Annotated in this window: 20 protein-coding genes; 9 read left to right on the forward strand and 11 right to left on the reverse strand. The window is 45.7% G+C overall.

Features of this window, described 5'->3' with window-relative positions; all coding sequences use genetic code 11:
* Positions 1–175: 175 nt before the first annotated feature.
* The gene (locus R50912_RS32470) at positions 176–1,321 is read right to left on the reverse strand and encodes a hypothetical protein (protein ID WP_197073016.1); all 1,146 of its coding nucleotides are present in this window, start codon (positions 1,319–1,321) and stop codon (positions 176–178) included.
* A 244-nt stretch (positions 1,322–1,565) separates the two neighbouring features.
* Here R50912_RS32470 and R50912_RS32475 point away from each other — a divergent pair, with 244 nt between their 5' ends.
* Positions 1,566–1,910, forward strand: a complete 345-nt coding sequence (locus R50912_RS32475; RefSeq protein WP_042241079.1) for an AbrB/MazE/SpoVT family DNA-binding domain-containing protein — start codon at positions 1,566–1,568, stop codon at positions 1,908–1,910.
* Positions 1,907–3,616 carry an ABC1 kinase family protein gene (locus R50912_RS32480; protein WP_052416808.1) on the forward strand — a complete coding sequence of 570 codons (1,710 nt, stop codon included), beginning with the start codon at positions 1,907–1,909 and terminating at the stop codon, positions 3,614–3,616. Before R50912_RS32475 ends, R50912_RS32480 begins: the two co-directional genes overlap by 4 nt.
* A gap of 39 nt (positions 3,617–3,655) precedes the next feature.
* Here the strand turns inward: R50912_RS32480 and R50912_RS32485 are convergent, their stop codons facing one another.
* From R50912_RS32485 to R50912_RS32495, 3 genes are all read right to left on the reverse strand, one after another.
* On the reverse strand, positions 3,656–4,330 hold the full coding sequence (locus R50912_RS32485) for an ABC transporter ATP-binding protein (protein WP_042241082.1): 675 nt from the start codon (positions 4,328–4,330) through the stop codon (positions 3,656–3,658).
* Positions 4,330–5,451 carry an ABC transporter permease gene (locus tag R50912_RS32490; protein ID WP_042241083.1) on the reverse strand — a complete coding sequence of 374 codons (1,122 nt, stop codon included), beginning with the start codon at positions 5,449–5,451 and terminating at the stop codon, positions 4,330–4,332. Before R50912_RS32490 ends, R50912_RS32485 begins: the two co-directional genes overlap by 1 nt.
* A gap of 122 nt (positions 5,452–5,573) precedes the next feature.
* Positions 5,574–6,140 (reverse strand): TetR/AcrR family transcriptional regulator, encoded by a 567-nt coding sequence (locus R50912_RS32495; RefSeq protein WP_042241086.1) that lies wholly within the window; start codon positions 6,138–6,140, stop codon positions 5,574–5,576.
* Between the two features lie 402 nt (positions 6,141–6,542).
* Here R50912_RS32495 and R50912_RS32500 point away from each other — a divergent pair, with 402 nt between their 5' ends.
* Positions 6,543–6,911, forward strand: coding sequence for a VOC family protein (locus R50912_RS32500; protein WP_197073017.1), 369 nt, complete (start codon positions 6,543–6,545; stop codon positions 6,909–6,911).
* 76 nt (positions 6,912–6,987) lie between these two features.
* Here the strand turns inward: R50912_RS32500 and R50912_RS32505 are convergent, their stop codons facing one another.
* On the reverse strand, positions 6,988–7,494 hold the full coding sequence (locus R50912_RS32505; protein WP_042241092.1) for an SRPBCC family protein: 507 nt from the start codon (positions 7,492–7,494) through the stop codon (positions 6,988–6,990).
* A 297-nt stretch (positions 7,495–7,791) separates the two neighbouring features.
* On the opposite strand from R50912_RS32505, the gene R50912_RS32510 reads away from it, so the two are divergent.
* Positions 7,792–9,087, forward strand: coding sequence for an IS110 family RNA-guided transposase (locus tag R50912_RS32510; protein ID WP_042234001.1), 1,296 nt, complete (start codon positions 7,792–7,794; stop codon positions 9,085–9,087).
* 403 nt (positions 9,088–9,490) lie between these two features.
* The gene (locus R50912_RS32515; RefSeq protein ID WP_042241095.1) at positions 9,491–9,961 is read left to right on the forward strand and encodes a pyridoxamine 5'-phosphate oxidase family protein; all 471 of its coding nucleotides are present in this window, start codon (positions 9,491–9,493) and stop codon (positions 9,959–9,961) included.
* 30 nt (positions 9,962–9,991) lie between these two features.
* Here R50912_RS32515 and R50912_RS32520 read toward each other — a convergent pair whose 3' ends face one another.
* The 4 genes from R50912_RS32520 to R50912_RS32535 all read right to left on the reverse strand — a co-directional run bounded on the left by R50912_RS32520 (position 9,992) and on the right by R50912_RS32535 (position 14,364).
* Positions 9,992–10,531: a helix-turn-helix transcriptional regulator gene (locus tag R50912_RS32520; RefSeq protein ID WP_231637936.1), complete on the reverse strand. Its 540-nt coding sequence runs from the start codon at positions 10,529–10,531 to the stop codon at positions 9,992–9,994.
* A gap of 877 nt (positions 10,532–11,408) precedes the next feature.
* The gene (locus R50912_RS32525; RefSeq protein ID WP_042241098.1) at positions 11,409–12,035 is read right to left on the reverse strand and encodes a DUF2306 domain-containing protein; all 627 of its coding nucleotides are present in this window, start codon (positions 12,033–12,035) and stop codon (positions 11,409–11,411) included.
* Positions 12,036–12,260: 225 nt separating this feature from the next.
* The gene (locus tag R50912_RS32530) at positions 12,261–13,220 is read right to left on the reverse strand and encodes an SDR family oxidoreductase (RefSeq protein ID WP_042241100.1); all 960 of its coding nucleotides are present in this window, start codon (positions 13,218–13,220) and stop codon (positions 12,261–12,263) included.
* Positions 13,221–13,401: 181 nt separating this feature from the next.
* On the reverse strand, positions 13,402–14,364 hold the full coding sequence (locus tag R50912_RS32535; protein ID WP_042243839.1) for an AraC family transcriptional regulator: 963 nt from the start codon (positions 14,362–14,364) through the stop codon (positions 13,402–13,404).
* Between the two features lie 745 nt (positions 14,365–15,109).
* On the opposite strand from R50912_RS32535, the gene R50912_RS32550 reads away from it, so the two are divergent.
* A complete protein-coding gene (locus tag R50912_RS32550) occupies positions 15,110–15,538 on the forward strand; it encodes a MarR family winged helix-turn-helix transcriptional regulator (protein WP_231637937.1) in 429 nt (142 codons plus the stop codon).
* A 20-nt stretch (positions 15,539–15,558) separates the two neighbouring features.
* Positions 15,559–15,882, forward strand: coding sequence for a putative quinol monooxygenase (locus R50912_RS32555; RefSeq protein WP_042241108.1), 324 nt, complete (start codon positions 15,559–15,561; stop codon positions 15,880–15,882).
* A gap of 50 nt (positions 15,883–15,932) precedes the next feature.
* Here the strand turns inward: R50912_RS32555 and R50912_RS32560 are convergent, their stop codons facing one another.
* Positions 15,933–16,337 carry a VOC family protein gene (locus R50912_RS32560; RefSeq protein ID WP_042241112.1) on the reverse strand — a complete coding sequence of 135 codons (405 nt, stop codon included), beginning with the start codon at positions 16,335–16,337 and terminating at the stop codon, positions 15,933–15,935.
* A 179-nt stretch (positions 16,338–16,516) separates the two neighbouring features.
* Between R50912_RS32560 and R50912_RS35475 the strand changes: the two genes are divergently transcribed.
* A complete protein-coding gene (locus tag R50912_RS35475) occupies positions 16,517–16,762 on the forward strand; it encodes an ATP-binding protein (RefSeq protein WP_042241115.1) in 246 nt (81 codons plus the stop codon).
* A 221-nt stretch (positions 16,763–16,983) separates the two neighbouring features.
* Here the strand turns inward: R50912_RS35475 and R50912_RS32570 are convergent, their stop codons facing one another.
* A complete protein-coding gene (locus tag R50912_RS32570) occupies positions 16,984–17,928 on the reverse strand; it encodes an MBL fold metallo-hydrolase (protein ID WP_042241118.1) in 945 nt (314 codons plus the stop codon).
* 169 nt (positions 17,929–18,097) lie between these two features.
* Here R50912_RS32570 and R50912_RS32575 point away from each other — a divergent pair, with 169 nt between their 5' ends.
* Positions 18,098–18,511, forward strand: coding sequence for a MerR family transcriptional regulator (locus tag R50912_RS32575; RefSeq protein WP_042241120.1), 414 nt, complete (start codon positions 18,098–18,100; stop codon positions 18,509–18,511).
* Positions 18,512–18,540: the final 29 nt, after the last annotated feature.

Below are 18,540 nucleotides of genomic sequence, written 5' to 3' on the forward strand. Positions count from 1 at the left end.
CTTCTACCCTACGATTTGCAGGAAGGATGCAGGCACTCCTGCTCTGGCACGCATAACTTGGCCACACACCTGCTTAGGATCAATCCTGATCTTAGTGTATCACTATTGAATATAAATTTTAAGATTTATCTAATATTTTATGAAAACAATGTTTATGGAAAAGCCTCCTAACCGCTCAGTCTGCAATGAATTGTTGTGTTGAATACACGCCTTCCTCAACCTTACCGTTAGACAAATGGTATTCTCTCTCCACTGAACCGTCTGTTTTGGTGAAGCTGATTGCAAAAACCTGGCCTGTTTCGATCAGCATCGGATATTGCTCGTAAGTAAGAATACTGCCCACCTGTGGCAGGTCTTTGACATCTTCATAAGCATCCTCTAATCGCCAAAATTCCCGATAAGCGTAATCCTGGAATCCGCTCATATCCTGTTTTCCAAAATACGATGCCGCATACTTCTTGCCCTGTAAGGTAATGGAGTCTACTCTGGTAGGTTCAATATCTTTAGCAATCCAGCCTAGGTCCTCGGAATGAAGGTTGCCGCCATAGTGCTTCTGTAGCTGATTGGCCATACAAGGGATGGATTGGGTACTATAGTCCATTCCATCAAGCCCGGTATGTGCTGAGCCGTAAATGCCCATGACGCTCTCGCTGCCCAGCTTTTCAAATTCACGGATAAAATTTGCAGTCATCATGTTTTCCCGGTATACCCCGTCATCCTTACTGTAGAATAACCGCCCTTGCTGAATCGCTGCTTTTGTTAAAATATACTTCTCCGATCCTATCAGATCGTTTGCCTCAAGATAAGATAAGAACCGGGTTCCGGTCGAATCATACTGATGCCCGATATCTGTGCCGTGGAAAACCGTCTCAGGACACTCGCTTTTTATTTTTTGGTAAAATGCCTTGGTATAAGGACTATGAACTGCGGTTCCCTCCCAATCCTCATAAATCTGCTCCAGAAGTTCGTCATTGTCCGAATGCATCCATAGGTTCAAGTATTCAGCGGTAAAATAGGACAGCTCGACGAACAAATGTCTCATGCCCTCGTTATGATAATGTTCAGACCACAATTCATATTCCTTGTCCATAATCTTGTCATTGCCATGTGCTTCACCGTACAGATAGATGCTGCCGGAGGCTTGCGTCACCACAGGCGTTTCCTGGGTCGGCTGCGCAGACATGCTCGCTGTCTCACCTACGGAAGAATTGCTGCAGGCTGTAAGGCTACTGGCCACCATTGCAACGATCAGGACAAGCAGTAAAGAGCGTACCTGCATTATAGTCGTTTTGGCTAAGCAGGTGATTTTGTTACCGTTCATAAGTAAGATCAACCTTTCATGTTTAAGAATTCATAAATACCAATTTCAAATCATTACCATTAATCATAAAATAAGAGAGACACTAGTGCTGCAGTAAAACGCACAGCCAGTGTCCACAACTTGCCGAAAAAATCATTTTCAGACAAATAACGGATTGTAGACTTTAGCAAACAGAACTCCATAATGATATGATTAGTATGAAATATCATACTGGTGTAGATTGCTTATCAAAGGAGAGATTAAGATGCAGCAAAAAAAAGAAAATAGTCACGGATTCGGTCACGGCAAAGTGCTGGGAACAACCTCAATGGGTGAGCGGGGACAAATTGTGATTCCTAGAGAAGCAAGGGAAGAGCTTGAACTTAAGCCAGGTGAGAAATTCATCGTTTTCGGGAACAAACGCAAGGGAGCCGTCATTCTGGTCAAAGCCGAAATGTTCAATAAATTCGCCGATTTCTTCATGAGCGCTTCGAAAAAGTTTGAAAGCATGGCCCAGGCGATCTTCGATAAAAACACTACTATTCCTGAAGATGAAGATGATGAACCTGAGGTCGATGAAAAAGAACCTGTGGCAGCTGAAAAAGAATGAGCGAATTCTTTAAATTGATGAAGGATCTCCGGTTCAGAAGAACCATGCAGATGATTTTTAAGTTCGCCTGGGATTTCTGGTGGCTGGGCAAACAAAAGTATTTTATACCGGGACGGCGCTTAGAAGCGAAAACAAAAGCCTTATATCGAAAACAGGCAGCTTATTTTACAAAGACCGCCATGGATATGGGTGGATTAATTATCAAGCTTGGGCAGCATGTGAGTGCTCAGGTGGACATTTTGCCGAAGGAAATCATCGATGAATTGTCCAAGCTGCAGGATTCCGTAGAATTCGTAGATTATTCCGAGATTAAGCACAAGGTAGAGAGCGAACTCGGAGTATCCATAAGCGAGATTTTTGCTGAGTTTAGTACAACTCCTATCGCAGCGGCTTCCTTAGGACAGGTACACCGGGCGACCTTACGAACAGGTGAAGAGGTCGCAGTGAAGGTTATGCGTCCCGGGGTCGAGGACATTATCGCCATTGATTGGAAATCCATACAGGTTGCTATTTCGTTATTGAAACGCTGGACGAAGATTGCAGACTTCATGGACCTGGATGCGGTGTATGATGAGTTTCACGATACCGTTATGGACGAGCTCGATTATGAGCAAGAAGGGCGAAATGCAGAAGAATTCCAGCTGCAGTTTATCCATCGGGAGGATGTCGTTGTTCCAGGCATTCATTGGTCTTATACCACTTCGAAAGTTCTAACCATGGAGTTTTTGGAGGGTGTAAAAATCAATGATTTTGCCCAGCTGGATGCCTGGGGTGTGGACCGGACCCAATTAGCGACATCGCTGATAGAAATTTTCGTGGAACAGATTCTATTAGAAGGCTTCTTTCACGCAGACCCGCACCCGGGCAATGTTCTCGTGCAGCCTGACGGCACCATCGCTTTAATCGATTTTGGAATGGTCGGACGGATTGCCGAGGATATGAAGACGCAAATGGTAGCCCTGCTAATGGCGGTGTATTTAAAAGATGCTCACGGCGCAATCAATGCCCTTACCCGTTTGAGATTTTTAAGACGGAATGTAGATTTAGAGGTATTCGCAAGGAATCTCACGTTATTATTTGAACAAATCAACGGGGATACGTTTGACCTTAGTTTTGTGACGTCAGGTGACAATGCTGAAGAGCTACGTGACTTCCTCTATTCTCAGCCCTTTCAGTTACCGGCAAATACAACATTTTTGGGAAAAGCCATAGGCACGGTATATGGACTTTGTACCGGACTGGACCCCGAGCTTGATTTGATTGGGACCGTTAAGCCTTATGTCGAAGAGGTTGTGCGCAGGGATCTGCGGGGAAATGTCTTTTCCAACATTGTGGGTGAAGGCAAGAGCATTCTCAAAGGAATCCTTCCTACGACCAAGAAGTTCATATCTGCCGTAGATAAAATGGATAGCGGAAATTTACGGGTAAAGCTATCAAGCTCCTTTGAGCAAAAACTGATCGATACGCAAAATAAAAATACACAGCGGATTATTGCAACCATCATTGGGGCGGTATCCCTTCTGACTGCGGCAAACCTGTGGAATGAAGTGAGTCATCTTGTTTCTTATGGGTTGGGGATTTTGGGGCTCTTCATTATGCTTAGCCAACTCAGAACGAGAGGACGACGCCGTGATGTAAGACATGCCAAGCAGATGAACGCCATGCGTGAACGTAGCAGATTGGAAAAGCCGAAGTCTAAGCACTAGCACAACGCACAAGCCAATGGCTTGTGCGTTTGCTTTGCTTCATAATGACAACTTCCCATCTTCCATCCGGTAGACCTTGTCGCAATATTCAAGCATACGCTCATCATGAGTAACCATAATCGCTGCTTTCTGGCCTGAATTCACTTCTTGTGCAATCAGGCTGACCACTTCATGTGCACGTGTGGTATCCAGACTTGCTGTCGGCTCATCCGCCAGGATGATGCTGGGATTATTGATTAGAGCACGGGCAATCGCTGTCCGCTGCTTCTCCCCGCCTGATAGCTCTTCCGGGAAGCTATTTAATTTCGAGCCCAGACCCAGCTCTTCCAGCAGCTTAGTGGCGAACTCCTTGTCCTCTCTTTTAACCTTTCCCGACATCTTTTTGATGATCAGCAATTGGTCAAGAACATTCAGATAAGGAACCAAATTGGATGATTGCATAATGAATCCGATTTCTTGCAGTCTTATATTCGCCAGTTCTTGCGCCGTAAGCTTAGAAATAGAATGTCCATTCAGCTTAACCTCTCCTTCTGAAGCTTGGAGCAGTGCTCCAGCGATAGACAAAAAGGTGCTTTTACCAGAGCCCGACGGTCCAACAACAGCAACAAATTCCCCCGGCTCCACGGAAATGGACACATGACCCAGTGCCGCGATCCGGTTGCTTCCTTCGGCATAATACTTGGTAACTTCACTCATCTGTAATCCCTTAGTCATTATTCAACCCTCCCGAGCGCCTTGAGCGGATCAATCTTGGTAATCTTTCGAACCGACACCAGCGAACTTAACATAGCGATAATTAGCAAGATAACAGAATACGAGACGACAAGACCCGGTTCCAGCTTAAATGGCATACCCTTCGGCATCATGGCTGCTGTTCCATAAGTCAGTAAGACTCCAACTACAATACTAGTCAGCGATAGCACAAACACTTGCGATACAATGGTTTTGCTCAAGAATCTGTTACTGGCACCTATAGCTTTCATAATGCCGAACTGGTTAGTCTTCTGCATCGTCATTACATAAAAGAATACCCCGAGCACGAATGCAGCGATTGCGAGCAGGAATGCCAGCATCATTAAGATCGTACCGTTCTCTTCCTTGTACCCTGGCATTCCTTGAACTGCAGCCGCCCGGGTAACCGTGTCCGTATCCGCCAGCTTGCTATTCATTACTTCCGGAGCGATATCCTTGCCTTGTAACATAATCGCATTAACGGGCCCTGCAACTCCCTTATCCGAACCCGGAGCCGCGAAGGCAATTTTCCGCCATTCCGCCATTGGAGTGAATACAGATGCAACGTGATTATAGGTCTGGTTCTCGGCAAAGCCTATAATCGTCAATGATTCCATCGTGCCATCTAATTGAAAAGTGTCACCAATGTTATAGCCCTCATCCTTCATGGTCGAGTTCACTACAACACCGGTAGGGTTCATAGAAGATAGGCCTTCCCCTTCCACGACAGCCGGCTCCAAGAAGCTTCCCGGGTTAATTCCTATAATTGCGATATCCAGCTTATCTTCACTCTTGGTGCTTGGTTCCTTCAACGCTGTTGCCATCGTACTTCCCATAGGTGCGGCAGCACTCACATTGGGCAGTAGCTCCACCTCCGCCAGTAATTGATCAGACAGTAGTGACTTGCTCATGGAGGACTGCGATCCTTCTTCAAAAATGACATAATCCGCCTTCATCGTCTTAAAGGTTGACGCAGCTAAACTAGATAGACCATTCCCTAAACCGGATAAGATAAATACCAGCCAGGCTAGTAATACAAAAATAATGATGATCATCAAAAATCTCATTTTGCTGTGCATCAATTCTTTCATAGCCAGAAACATTTCTTTTCCAACTCCTTAACTATATTTTTGACACATGTGTCAATTTAAACCCGCCATCACACTCACAACATTTATTAAACAATATAAATGACACTTGTGTCAAATTAGATCCAAGACTGAGGTTAGCTCTTGGCTCCTCCGGTCCACATCTGAAACAACAGCTTTCCCCAAGCGGGTACAGGGATATTCAGCATATTAGGTGTATCAATTAAGTTAAAGAATACACCAATAAGTACAGGAAGTGGGATATCCTTCCGCAGGTCATTATTCTGTTGTGCGCGTTCAAATAAGCGTGATAATTGAATTTTCAGGGTCATATGTGCTTCCTCAATAAATTCAAGATCTCTAGCAGCTGCAGATGAATTAGCAGTATTAATTTTACTGGCATTTCCTAAAAGCTGATGTAGTGCAGACTCTTCTACATAAACAAGAAGCAGCTGCTCGAGGGCGTCCATAGGATCAGACTCATCAATGGCTAATGCATTTTCTAATACCGTTGCCATTACGCGCTTCATACAAGCAGCCACAATCTCTTCTTTATTAGAGTAATATTGATAAATCGTGCTTCGGGCTCCTGACAGATGCTGTGAGAGCAGCTTGAGGTGAAAACCGTCATACCCATGCTCTAGCACTAATTTTTTTGTCATATCCAGCAGCTCTGTCTCCGTGAAAGACTGTTTTCTTCCCATTGAATCTCTTCCTGTCCTATCTCTGATTTTATATGTTATCAGTTTAGCATATGTTTATAAGCATTTCCCAAAAAACAAGATCACTGCTCTCCACCATACGCTTCGCCTCTGGAACTTCTCGAAAAGGCTTCTCACGACTAACAATCCATCGTAAGAAGCCATAACTTAGGAATCAGTCAGCGTTAAGCATTGTTCAATTGCCTTGCGCTTGCCGGGCTTCTCGTTGCCTACGGACATTTAAAAGTTGCCGGCATCCCCTTTGAGGAATAAAATTAAGATTGCAGAAGGAGCATGGAGGAACGATGGTAATCCGGCAAGCTGTGAGCGTATGAACGGAAATTCGCCAAATCGCTCAATGCCTATCAGCGTTTGGGCTGACATGATTAAGGGAGGATGTGCAGCGTGATTGATGTGGGTCTATTTGTAGGAAATATGGAAAAGATGGTCACCTTCTACCGCGATGTTTTGAACTTTGAAACTGATTGGGACGGCGGTCTGTATGCGACTTTTAAGAAGGACACGGATCAGCTGTTTATGTTTGACCGCAAGCATTTTGCCGAGTCCATAGGCGAAACCTATGTTCCACCGAGCGGCATCAACCTGACCATGGAAATGTACATGCGTTTTTCCACTGCTGAGGTGGATCAGGAATATGAGCGGCTGAAAGCGCTAAATGTGAGAATTCTTGAAGAATTATCTACCAAACCATGGGGTCAGCTGAACTTCTTCATTGCAGACCCAGAGGGAAACATTATTGAAATTGGTGATTAGTCCCCTTCACCAAATACCAACCTTCCTATACTCCTTTATGTTTACATACCTCACGAATCTTGTTCCGGAATCTTGGTTAGGAACGGTCTGCCAAATATTCTTCGAGCTGATCGAAGGTTCCTCCGAATCCCTCTTGCATGGATTCAAACATGCCTTCAAAAAATCTTCTCTCTTCCTCAGTTGCATTGGCCGGTCCGCTGCATAAAGTCATTGTTGTAATACCGTCATTCTCACTAAATGTTACCGTATTGCGTATTTCTAGCGGGATCAAATCACTAAACGGAGCCCGGACAATATTGCCTAATTCATCTGAGAAGCTATTGAGCCAGACAATCTTTTCGAATGCCTGGATTTCCTGGTATACAAATTTACCCCACATTTGTACACCATCAGGAGATTGCATATTGTAATGGAACAAACCGCCCGGACGGAAATCTAATTGTGCGACATGTATTTCAAACCCTTTCGGCCCCCACCATCGCTTCAGATGCTCGGCCTCGGACCAAGCTTTGAATACGAGTTCACGCGGATAATTGAATACACGTGTTATGACTAACTCCATGCCTTGCGATTCCACTGCCATTTCGATTCCTCCATTTCTCATATTGTACCACTGACTAGAGTATAGACCGATTGGAATATTCCCGTCAAGGAATATTCCAAGGACTCTCTTCATGATATTCCACGATTTAATATTTGTATCGTATTATTCTTCACATGCTCTTAGACATCACAATGATAAGCTTAATAATGTATGCCTTATAATACTTTAGGAGCCATTCCTGTAATGAATTAATTTGAGGTTTGAATGAAAAAAGCGCCAACTGTATACTGGGAAACGTTCCGCCAAAGAACAATTGCAGCACAGGAGGCACTCAACATGAAGTATAAACAATCGAAGAAGCAGAATCAACGGATTACACGAATTTCCGACAAGACCCTTGTCGTAGGCGCAGACATTGCGAAAGAAACCCATGTGGCTCGCGCTATCGACTACCGGGGGATTGAACTCGGAAAGGATTGTGTGTTCTCAAATACCCGTACCGGACTGGAGCAACTGGTTCAGTGGATGAAGGAGCTTCAGCGGGAGCATGCCAAGAGCGACGTCCTCTTTGGCATTGAGCCTACCGGACACTATTGGTTTAACCTGGCCGAGTATTTGGGACAGCACGGCATTCCTTTGGTCATTGTCAATCCGCATCATGTACACAAAAGCAAAGAACTGGAAGATAACTCACCCACGAAAAACGACTATAAAGACGCTAAAGTCATTGCCGATTTAGTGCGGAATGGGAAATACAGCGAACCTAAATTGCCAACGCGTATCTACGCAGATCTGCGAATTCTCATGAATCTTCGGGAGAAGATCATGGTGAACCTCGGGCAGGTGCAAAGGCGGGTGCAGAACTGGCAGGATCGCTTTTTCCCGGAATACACTGAGGTGTTTAAAGACTGGGAAGGAAAAGCCTCGCTTATTACTCTAGACGAGTTTCCGACGCCAGGTGAGATCGTAGGACTCGGTGCAGAAGCCATCGCTCAGCGGTGGAAGAAAGACGTGAAACGAGCGGTGGGAACGAAGCGAGCCCAATTGCTGGTCGAAACGGCGAGAGGCTCTATCGGTCTGACCGAAGGTCTTCCTGCAGCAAAGATCGAGATTAAAACACTTCTGGAGCAGTATGACATGTTCGCCAGACAGCTTGAAGAGATTCTGTCCGAAGTAGAACGTCTACTAGGGCAAATTCCAGGCACGAAAGAGATGCTTACCGTGCCCGGTGTGGCTGTAGTGACGTTAGCGGGATTCCTGGCGGAAGTGGGCGATCTGAGTGGTTACGAGCATGGACAGCAGATTATTCGGCTGGCCGGACTGAATCTCAAAGAGAATAGTTCGGGAAAGAAAAAGGGCAAGTCCAGTATTACCAAACGTGGACGTGCAAAGCTGAGGGCCCTGCTGTTCCGGGCGGTCATGCCCATGGTAGCAAAGAACGCCGAATTCAAGGCACTGCACCAGTATTTTACGACACGAAGTCAGAATCCACTGAAGAAAAAGCAATCCCTTGTGGCGTTGTGCGGGAAACTTATTCGCGTGCTTCATACGCTCGGGACGAAGCACATTCCATACGATGCAAACAGCGTGTTAGGGCCGGTCCGTCAGGCCCAGCTACAGATGGCAGCCTAAGAAAAACCAAACTCATTTTGCTCATTGAAGTAGGTTTCACCAAAGACAAAAGAAGCACGGAGCAGCCGCAGGAACTAATTCCATAAGGGCAACGACCCTGTAAAGGAGCAAGAAACGGCGTCCACCTCTTGAGAGGCAGAACGAAGGAATGTAAGGGCAAAGACCCCGCGTGACATGGGAGGGTAAGCCGTCAAGAGACAGGTGTGGATATCCAAAGTGCGATCACAGGAACGATCCATGGGCTGGGGACAATCCCCCCAACCTCTATTCCCGCCACCGGCTCTGCAAGAAAATAATGTCATCCTTACATGACTTCTCCAACTCTCAACCTGTCCATGGCTGAAAACCTAAGAACGAGTGAGCAAACAAGAGAAAATATTAATTTATAGTGGGAGGTAATATATTGAGCAAGTACGATGAAGCCATGAAGCTGCTGGAAGAACAAGTGGGTAACAAGGACGGCCTAATCTCTCTGTCCACGATCGCACTGGAACCGGGGACCCATGGGAAAAGCCGTCCTGCCGCCCGCATTGTGGACGCCTATTATGAGGACGGCGCATTTTATACCGTTACTTACGCCACCTCAGGTAAGATGCAGCAGATCGCCCAAAACCCCGAAGTCTCCATTTGTATCATCGTCGAAAACTTTACGGCCGATGGGATCGGTGAAAACCTGGGGTGGGTGTGTGACGAGAAAAACGCCGAAATGATGACAAAGCTTCGCACAATATTCGCTGATTGGTATAACGACGCCAATAACGACGAAGACCCTAACACATGCCTGCTGCGCATTCGCCTGACAAAGGGCCTGTGGAATGATGCCCATAAAGGGATCAGAAATGAGATTGATTTTGTCAATAAGACGGTAAATTAAGTAGTCTATATCATTTAATAACCGACAATGTTAGAGCGTCTCAACCAATTTCTGAATCTTGGAGCGGGAAATTAAATATATAGGACCCATTGTTTCGATTTTGCCGTCCTTTACCCGTATGGCGCTCTCTTGTTCTGCCGCATAGACATCAATCTCTTCAGACAAGGGGAACAGGTAGCCTTGAACAAACGTGGCGTAGCCCCGTTTAGAATGAGATTCATAGGCAAATTGATCAAAGCCCATACCCTCATAAATAGTACCTGTTTCAACTTCATGGTCCGTGTCATTCAAGCTTAACCATTGAGCAGACATGTTCAGCGCACCGGCGCTGGCACCCAGTATAATAGCATTGCTGTTCTTAATTACATCCGATAATCCATAATCCGCCAAGAAATCCTTATAGCTGTCCATAATATAGTATCCTCCGCCCTTGCCGCTGGACGATGCAACCGGTATGCCGGCTTCTCCTATTTTTTCGTTATCCCGGTAGATCGTCCGCAAGGATACCTCGAAATGCTCGGCAAGCTCCTTGCCCGTTACCGTACCTTTACCGGAGATGATCAGCAGCATGGAGAGCAATCGATTGACTCGCATGATTGTGTGTGACGTCGGGTAACGTCTCCTCCTCTGTGTGAAGTAAGTGAATCATATATTCTCTTGCTTTAATGCATCAATAATATTCTCCTTTTTTACTTTAGCTCCGGAATAAACAACCGCAGAGCTGACAATGACAAATACACACACAATGACAGACAGAATGCTCATCCAGGGCAGGGTGAACCCATAGCTGAATTGACGCGATCGTCTTATCATCTTCAACTAATAATATTTGCATCTGAAGTTCATCCTTAGGATTGATTTTAGAACATTTAATGAATTCCACGACTATAAAGAGTCGTTGTACAATCATTATGGGAAATGACAGGGAACGTTCCGTGCTCATCTTTTAACTCATAGCTCTTCGTTTTGCAAATTCTGCATTGATTCATTTTTTTCATCGGACAATATTTTGTAAACATCAAAGGGGCCCTGCCATATACAATCATCTCCTGTGAAGGATAGCCATCATTTTCTTCAACATAGGCATTCCTTAAATCGGCGTCCAGTTTGTCGATAAGGTGTATCTATCAAAGACGGGTATGAGGAGACCTTTGCCGTCAATCATCTCGGTCATTTTCTGCTTGTCAATTTACTGGTCGGTCAAATGACGGACCACGGGAGAATGAATTGAATCTCAACGGTGCTGGGTATCCTCCGTCTGAGCACTCCTCTCCCTTTCTTTTCGTCTAGTCGAGACGATTTTCCTTCCTTCCGTACTCACTTTTCATCGTAAAACCTGCGTCATTGGGGGCGCGGCACGAACAACATTCCACCGTACGCAAAATAAAACCGCGCCATAGATGCGCGGTTTTACGGATCGTTTTTGGCATGGCATGGCAGTTGTGAATCATTGCCGCTGCCGCAACCTCATTCTGAAAATCACGGCTTCTATGACGAGCAGATTAGGAATCCAACAAACCCAAGCGACAACCCGAAACCCCGCCTCGAAATCGCCAAACAGAAGAGTCAGCGGTGCTAACCAGATTCGAAGCGTGACAGCTGCAAAAGTAAGCGCATAACTGCGAAGCATCCATGCTTTATGAGCTTGGATGTCTTTGGCCATAATTTTTCTCGTTGCAGTAAGCGTCGTCGCAACCCACAATACATCGAGCGACATGAACCCAAGCCCGGCAATCCAACCTCCTGTGGCAAAAAGGGATAAATACACACTCACGATCCCACTAACTGTAATCGAAAGAACATATCCATACCCCAATAGGCGATGCCAACGTTTCCTATCATTCGTTGGCTTCATAAATAGTTGAAAGGGTCCTATGATCAAGGCAAATATCGCGGTAAAAATATGGATGTATAGTACATATATCCATGGTTTGAGTTCAAAATTCGGCTTTTGCAATTTGAAAGAGACAAGTCCTGCATCACTAGCTTTAAGCACGCCATACTGAACAATTGCGTATGCGGCAATCGAAAATGCGAGAATGAGAACGAGTGCCCGGATCATCTTATTTCCCATATGCATTATCCTCCTCCGTTGATGCACCGTGAAGCTGTTGTCCCTTTAAACCCTATAGTGGCTATAGGGTCAATACCGATCTTCTCGATTGAGGAACCAGCTAGGAGTCGAAAGGAACGCACAAATTCAACGCTTGCCGTGGTCAAGTTTCCTGCCGTACTTTTCCAGCATGCGCTCCTTGTTCTCCCATACCCCTTCCACGAAACATCCATTTTCGGTTTACAGTTAGAAATAATACCCCTTCCGAATTTCATCTAAAAGGGTAGGATGTACTGGATTCCATCCCAAACGCTCCTGCGTCAACGCACTGGACACCGGATTATCCGTTTTCGTGAAGGGTGCAAGCCATCCGAAATGTTTACCTGCTTCTTCAACCCCAATGCCTTGGACCGGCAGGTTCAGATGGAGGCCCAGAGCCGTGGCGATCTCTTGAAACGGAATGCCCTCTTCGCTCACCGCATGAAACCGGGACCCTGCCGGAGCTTGTTCTAAGGCGAGTCTAAAAAGGCGCGCCGCATCCAGTAGATGCACGGATGGCCAACGGTTGGTTCCGGAGCCTGTATAGGCGGAGAAACCCTTCTTGCGAGCGATGTTCACCAGATTTGGGAACAAGCCCGTCTTATCGCCTTCACCATGTACGATCGGTGGGAGGCGTACAATCGAGGAACGTATCCCCCGATTCGCCAAGTCTAGGGTGGTATGTTCAGAAATGATGCGTAATCCACCTGGGGATTGAGGATCCCCAGCGCTGTCCTCCGTTCCGAGACGGCCGGGAGTAAGCGTCATCGTAGGCATCGCGATGACAAGCGCCCGGTCACCGCCGGGTAAGGGGGTGCCAAGTGTCTCGATGACTCGCCTGTCGGTCTCAATTGCAGCCTTCATAAATCGCATCACCACATGACGAGGATTCCCGCCTAATAAAACCCTAAGCCGAGTTGGAAGGCCCGCATGCGAGAACTTGTGGAAGAAGGCCAAATGAATGACCCCGTCTACTGCAGCAGCCACTTTGCGCAAGCCTGCTAAATCCTCAATCGAACCGATTTGAACCTGGGCACCCAATGCCGTAAGCCGTTTGCCGGCTTTTTCAGAACGGGCAAGACCAACCACTTGATGACCGGCATCCAGCAGTTCGCGAACGACCGCCCCTCCGATGAAGCCTGTCGCCCCTGTAACCAATACACGCATATTCAGAAAGCCCCTTTCCTATCGGTAGGATGTTTACTCTTAGTATAGGGGATTGACCACTGCGGTCTTTGCCTTTTCCGTCGGAGTTTTTGCCTGATTCAACAGATTCCGCTGCCTAAAAAGGGAAAATCCGCTAGGCTCTATGCCCGCGGAAATTTGAAAAGCCGTTTACGTGTGCGTTTCACTTCAACTGTTGCTGGTCCTGACGCCACCTTGTGATATCTCTAGTTGGAGGGCACCCAAAAAATCGGCTGTAATCGCGGCTAAATTGGGAATCGCTCAAATAGCCCACAAGCCGGCTCGCCGTAGTTGCGTCAATGGAGCTGGATAACATTAGACGCCTCGCCTCTTGCAGACGCAGCACCTTTTGATATTGCAGAGGGCTCATCGCAGTAGCCGATCTGAAATACTCGCGAAACGACGATTCGCTCATATGGACCAACTCCGCCAAATCCGCTACTTTCCACGGCTGGGAAAAGTTATTTTGGAGCCAATCAATCGCTTTTGCAACCTGCTGCATGCCCGATTCCGCCAGAACAGTCTCAGCAACATAAACACCGATTGGGCTACGGAGGAGGCGGATATAAATCTCGTCTTTCACCAATGGAGCCAGCATTTGAGCATCATCGGGAGAGGACAGGCATGCCATCAATCTTGCAGCGGCGTTCATCATGGCCAAATCAGCTTCGATGACGTAGCACGCACTGCGATTGCGAACCTCCGGCAAACCATTCGGAAATACCATCGGCAGCAACGAAGCAATCCTTTGCGGATCGAGATATAAACCTATCCCCAAGAACGGTACTTGGGGGCTGGCCTGCATGATTTTCATCGCAACAGGCAAGGCAACGGGGGCAATATACATTCGCGAAGCACTATACTCATAAGCATCCTTGCCTACGGTAATTCGCTTTTTCCCTTGCGCAGCAATGCAGATTGCCGGCGAGAATATGGTGTGAACATCATCCGCCGCTTCTACTTGCGAATATCGGTTCACATACAGACCATGGATCGGTGAAGCATAGGTCCCATCCTGCGAAGTATACGTGTAAATCAAACTTGCCAACCGGGCTGCTTCACCATTTAGCGCTGACTTGGCATCATCTAATACAGATACATCCTCATATTTATGGTAATTGTCCATGTTCACAAGCAACTTCTTCCCCCTCAAATGTAACGGGATGATAGGCATGTTCATGATACCACAGGCGCATCCAAATCGTAATGAGCTGATTGCCCCACTCGGCAGAGGAGGGGAATTCTGTGACTATACTGTTCAAACATATGGCATCGCCTCAAAGCCGAAATAGATGAAATGCAATTGTATTTGAATGGACAAGTGTTTATTCATGAGAAAGCGCTGAATGGAGTTTACCACGATCATGAGCATGACTACCGGCATACGATGAAAGAAATGAAAGAACAACTAATCGAGCAAGCGAGAAAAGCAATGACGATTAAGGGAAAGTTATCCGTCTCCATATTTGATGATTTGGAGCTTGCTTTCGTTGAGTTATGACGAAAAGAATAAACAGCCTATTTCGCTTGAACTGCCTGACTGTTCACGGTCTGCCTTACCTCTGTTGGTTGTGCCCCGGATATCGCGAATTTTCTATCAATGACAAAGAAAGGTGCTCCTGTTATATTCGCTTTACCACTACTTGTGATAAGGTTCCCCGATACGTGAATGTCCGTAAGACCACCAAGCTTAAACCTTGAAGCACGAAAGACGGCGATTTTCATATCGAACAATCTTGACAATTGTAAAAGATAGTATTATTCTGTTAATGGTTAAACGTTTAACTATTAATCATTTAACTATATTGCGCACACCATCCGAAAGAAATTGAAAGGAGGGATACAAAATACAGAACGAGCCGATGCTGTTGATGATTAAGGAGTTCTCAAACGTTCTTCATGAACTCAACAGTAAAATCATAAAATTCGTTGACGAGCAGCTAAATACAACAGGTTTGGTTCGAACACATTTTGGCATTCTGCATGAGTTGGCGGACGGAAAAGAACGCTCCATGAGTGATTTAAGTAAAATTCTGCATGTTACAAAACCAAACATAACCGTTTTAATCGATAAGCTTGTAAAGCTTGACTATGTTGAGCGGGTAAACAGCAGCAATGACAGAAGAGTGTCTTTGATTCGCCTTACAGATGCTGGGCAAAGGCTTATTAACAAAACAGCTGAAACGCTAATTAATTCCTCCTCTGAAATTTTAAAAACTCTTGATAACGAGGATCGGGAGCTAATAGAACAAACGACTCAAGCAATGAAAAAACTGTTAACCAAGTTCAATAACACATAATTGTTAGGAGTGACTATGCGATGAATACAATAAACCCATATCCCGAAAGTGTAACGATATTCATTGAAATCCATGCAAAAGCTGGCGAAGAGGAGTTTACAAAGCAGACCTTCACGACTACCATTGAAACTTCAAATAAACCGGGTCTCATTAGCTATGAAATCTTCGAAGACAGCAATGCACCCGGAACTTTTTACTCAACTCAGGAGTGGGAAAGCGTAGAAGCCTTTCATGCTCATATGCGCGAAGCGAAATCAGCGGGAATAGCAGAAGCTACTTCTATGTTACGGGAAATGCCAAGGACCAGTATCCTCAAACGCATAGGGAAATCTGAGAATCTGTGATAACAAAAAGACGCGAATGGATGTAGAATCCAGCTCTGAATGATCTGGTATCAATGCCTGCTACTGAACCGTCTAATCGCTTCCTCAGTCACCGGCTCGAAGAGGTTTACAAGGTTGCCGTCGGGATCACGGAACAGCATAGAACGGTTCCCCCACGGCATCGTCGTCGGTTCTTTTACCCAATCATAGACAATTGGCTTCAAGCGTGCGTACTCGGCTTCGACATCGTTGACGCGGAACTCGATGATGACAGTGTGATTACTCGCTGCCACTACGGAACCAGCACCAAATAGCTGCGCCGTTTGGGAGTGACCGATTGCCAGGGTACATGCTGGCATAACGAGTTCGGCAAAAACAGGCGCGGGGTACACCGCCGAAACACCCAGGACTTTTTCATAGAACTCGGCGAGACGATTCACATCGTCAGTAATGATGCGTACAGAAGCAAAATTCACAAAATACCACCCTTCCTATACTCCTTTATGTTTACATACCCTATAATAAAACAACGCTACTGACAGCGTTATGTCAGTAGCGTTCTGAAATTATTCGGGCTTCCCCAATCCAATCCCTCTGCAGGATGGGCTGTTTACAGCTTCCTTAATTCATCCAGTATATCCTCGGGGGACAGGCGTTGCATGAAATCCGGGTTGACGTATGCGGAGCGGATTATGCACGACTCGTCGATATCGTACAAAATATTGTAAAAGGCAGCCACCAGACCATTCGTATCGCTCAGCAGTCAGCGCGCAGGAGCGGCGGAGCCGGTCTAGGTCTGTCAATCGTCCGGCATCTGCTTACATGTCCCCAAGGGACCGTTGAGCTGGAGACCAGCTCCGAATCGGGAAGTGTATTTAAGGTCACATTGATTCAGGGCTAAGAAGATCGTCTTCATGTTATATAGATGTAGAACAAGAAGCCCGTCCCAACCGGGCAGGCTTCTATATGATAAGTTCTGCGATCTGACCGACTGTCACTGTGCACCCTACTCTCTATTTCAATCTGCTTCGCCATTCTCATTCACGCTCCAGAAGCGCTTCACATACTCCATACTTATTCCTCTTTTCTATATTTATGTTGCAAACAGTGTTGCTCGTTGTCTCATCTGTTGTTTTGAACAAGCATACTGTTAAAGAGCCAGCGAAAGTTCCAGTCGAAATACTGGGGCAGATGCCAATCCTCATAGCCTTTTAATACCCCTTGTTCCAGCCAGTAAGACTCTGATTTCCCGCTTTTTACAGCTCCAGAAACATAGGTGATCGTTTTCTCCAAAAAGCGTATGACATCCGTGATTCGATCTGAATTGGATACATCTCCATGTCCCGGAACGACAGTATTGACCTTGAGGTCTTTTTGAATGCGTTTAAGGATGCGTACCCAAGCGTATGGATTACCGTATGGCAACACCGGAATGGTCTTAGTCGATATTAAATCACCAGCGATCAAAGTTTGCTCTTCTGGAACGTACACAACAGCATCACTTAAAGAATGCCCGCCTCCGTAAGATAATACTTCGATGGTTCGCTTTGTTCCTTGAATAACGAGTTTATCGTCAAAAGTTATCGTGGGGATCACCCTGCAAAGGGAAGGGATGGCATCATAAAGGGCTCGCTGTACGGAAAGATCATAGTCGATTTCAGTTAGCATGTGGGGATCTCTTTGCTGTGAACGTACATGATTTAGGCTGGTTATTAACTTTAGAATGTTTTGCTGCATAAGATCAATATTCACTTCGCCCATATCAGATAGCAAGTCTCTTGTCCAAACGGTAGATATCAATTCGCTATTCATAAATTCCTGATTGCCGTTGACATGATCTCCATGAAAATGTGTATTCACTACATATTTAACCGGTCTGTTTGTTAATTGTTCAGCAGTATGGCGTAACAAAGCACCAGAATGCGGGAGGTTGGTTGTATCCACTACAACGGTTAAATCCCCAAGATCAATAATTGCTGCATTCCCCAGAGAACCGCTGCCTGGAACCGAAATGGCCCCCCAGATCCCTTCTGCTGCTTGTTGAATCGTGAAATATTCGTTGTTCATTGTTGCACCCCTTTAACAATTAGTAAAGTTAACTTACAAGTTAGAGTCAACTGGAAGTCAAGAGGTTTTCAGGAGGGGTTAGGGGCAATTGTACACATTGGCTTTGAGTGAACTGAAAGCTGTATAATATCTTTCAATACCAGCATACAAAAGGAGGGACAGAAATCGGATGCTTACGATAAGTCAAGTGTCAGAACAAACGGGATTAACTCCTTATACGATTCGTTATTATGAAAAAATCGGGGTGCTACATGAACCCAAGCGTAGTAATGGAGGGGCACGTGTCTACAAAGAAAGTGAGGTTTCCTACATTCAATGTCTAAATAAACTTAAAAAAGTGGGCTTATCACTTGAGGAGATTACGGAATTTACTCGTGAGGGCTGTGTAATGGATAAAATTCAGCAAGGGGAGAATCCTTCTAATTATAATCCTACCTTAAAAAAGCGGATTGAAATCCTTGAGAAGCATCTGATGGGACTGGAATCCAGGCGGCAAGAAATTGATTACATGATTTCTCTCGCCGCAGAGAAACTTACCCTATACCAAGAACTCACGAAAGAAGACATAGTAAATACTAGATAATAGGCGGCGTAAATCCTACGTGAACACTG

The sequence above is a fragment of the Paenibacillus sp. FSL R5-0912 genome (genome assembly GCF_000758605.1).
GTDB lineage: Bacteria > Bacillota > Bacilli > Paenibacillales > Paenibacillaceae > Paenibacillus_AQ.

Coding starts and splice junctions, on each gene's coding strand:
- R50912_RS32470 (WP_197073016.1), bottom strand. CDS start 1,321: ATGAACGGTAACAAAATCACCTGCTTAGCCAAAACGACTATAATGCAG.
- R50912_RS32475 (WP_042241079.1), top strand. CDS start 1,566: ATGCAGCAAAAAAAAGAAAATAGTCACGGATTCGGTCACGGCAAAGTG.
- R50912_RS32480 (WP_052416808.1), top strand. CDS start 1,907: ATGAGCGAATTCTTTAAATTGATGAAGGATCTCCGGTTCAGAAGAACC.
- R50912_RS32485 (WP_042241082.1), bottom strand. CDS start 4,330: ATGACTAAGGGATTACAGATGAGTGAAGTTACCAAGTATTATGCCGAA.
- R50912_RS32490 (WP_042241083.1), bottom strand. CDS start 5,451: ATGTTTCTGGCTATGAAAGAATTGATGCACAGCAAAATGAGATTTTTG.
- R50912_RS32495 (WP_042241086.1), bottom strand. CDS start 6,140: ATGGGAAGAAAACAGTCTTTCACGGAGACAGAGCTGCTGGATATGACA.
- R50912_RS32505 (WP_042241092.1), bottom strand. CDS start 7,494: ATGGCAGTGGAATCGCAAGGCATGGAGTTAGTCATAACACGTGTATTC.
- R50912_RS32510 (WP_042234001.1), top strand. CDS start 7,792: ATGAAGTATAAACAATCGAAGAAGCAGAATCAACGGATTACACGAATT.
- R50912_RS32520 (WP_231637936.1), bottom strand. CDS start 10,531: ATGCTGCTGATCATCTCCGGTAAAGGTACGGTAACGGGCAAGGAGCTT.
- R50912_RS32525 (WP_042241098.1), bottom strand. CDS start 12,035: ATGGGAAATAAGATGATCCGGGCACTCGTTCTCATTCTCGCATTTTCG.
- R50912_RS32530 (WP_042241100.1), bottom strand. CDS start 13,220: ATGCGTGTATTGGTTACAGGGGCGACAGGCTTCATCGGAGGGGCGGTC.
- R50912_RS32535 (WP_042243839.1), bottom strand. CDS start 14,364: ATGGACAATTACCATAAATATGAGGATGTATCTGTATTAGATGATGCC.
- R50912_RS32550 (WP_231637937.1), top strand. CDS start 15,110: ATGATTAAGGAGTTCTCAAACGTTCTTCATGAACTCAACAGTAAAATC.
- R50912_RS32555 (WP_042241108.1), top strand. CDS start 15,559: ATGAATACAATAAACCCATATCCCGAAAGTGTAACGATATTCATTGAA.
- R50912_RS32570 (WP_042241118.1), bottom strand. CDS start 17,928: ATGAACAACGAATATTTCACGATTCAACAAGCAGCAGAAGGGATCTGG.
- R50912_RS32575 (WP_042241120.1), top strand. CDS start 18,098: ATGCTTACGATAAGTCAAGTGTCAGAACAAACGGGATTAACTCCTTAT.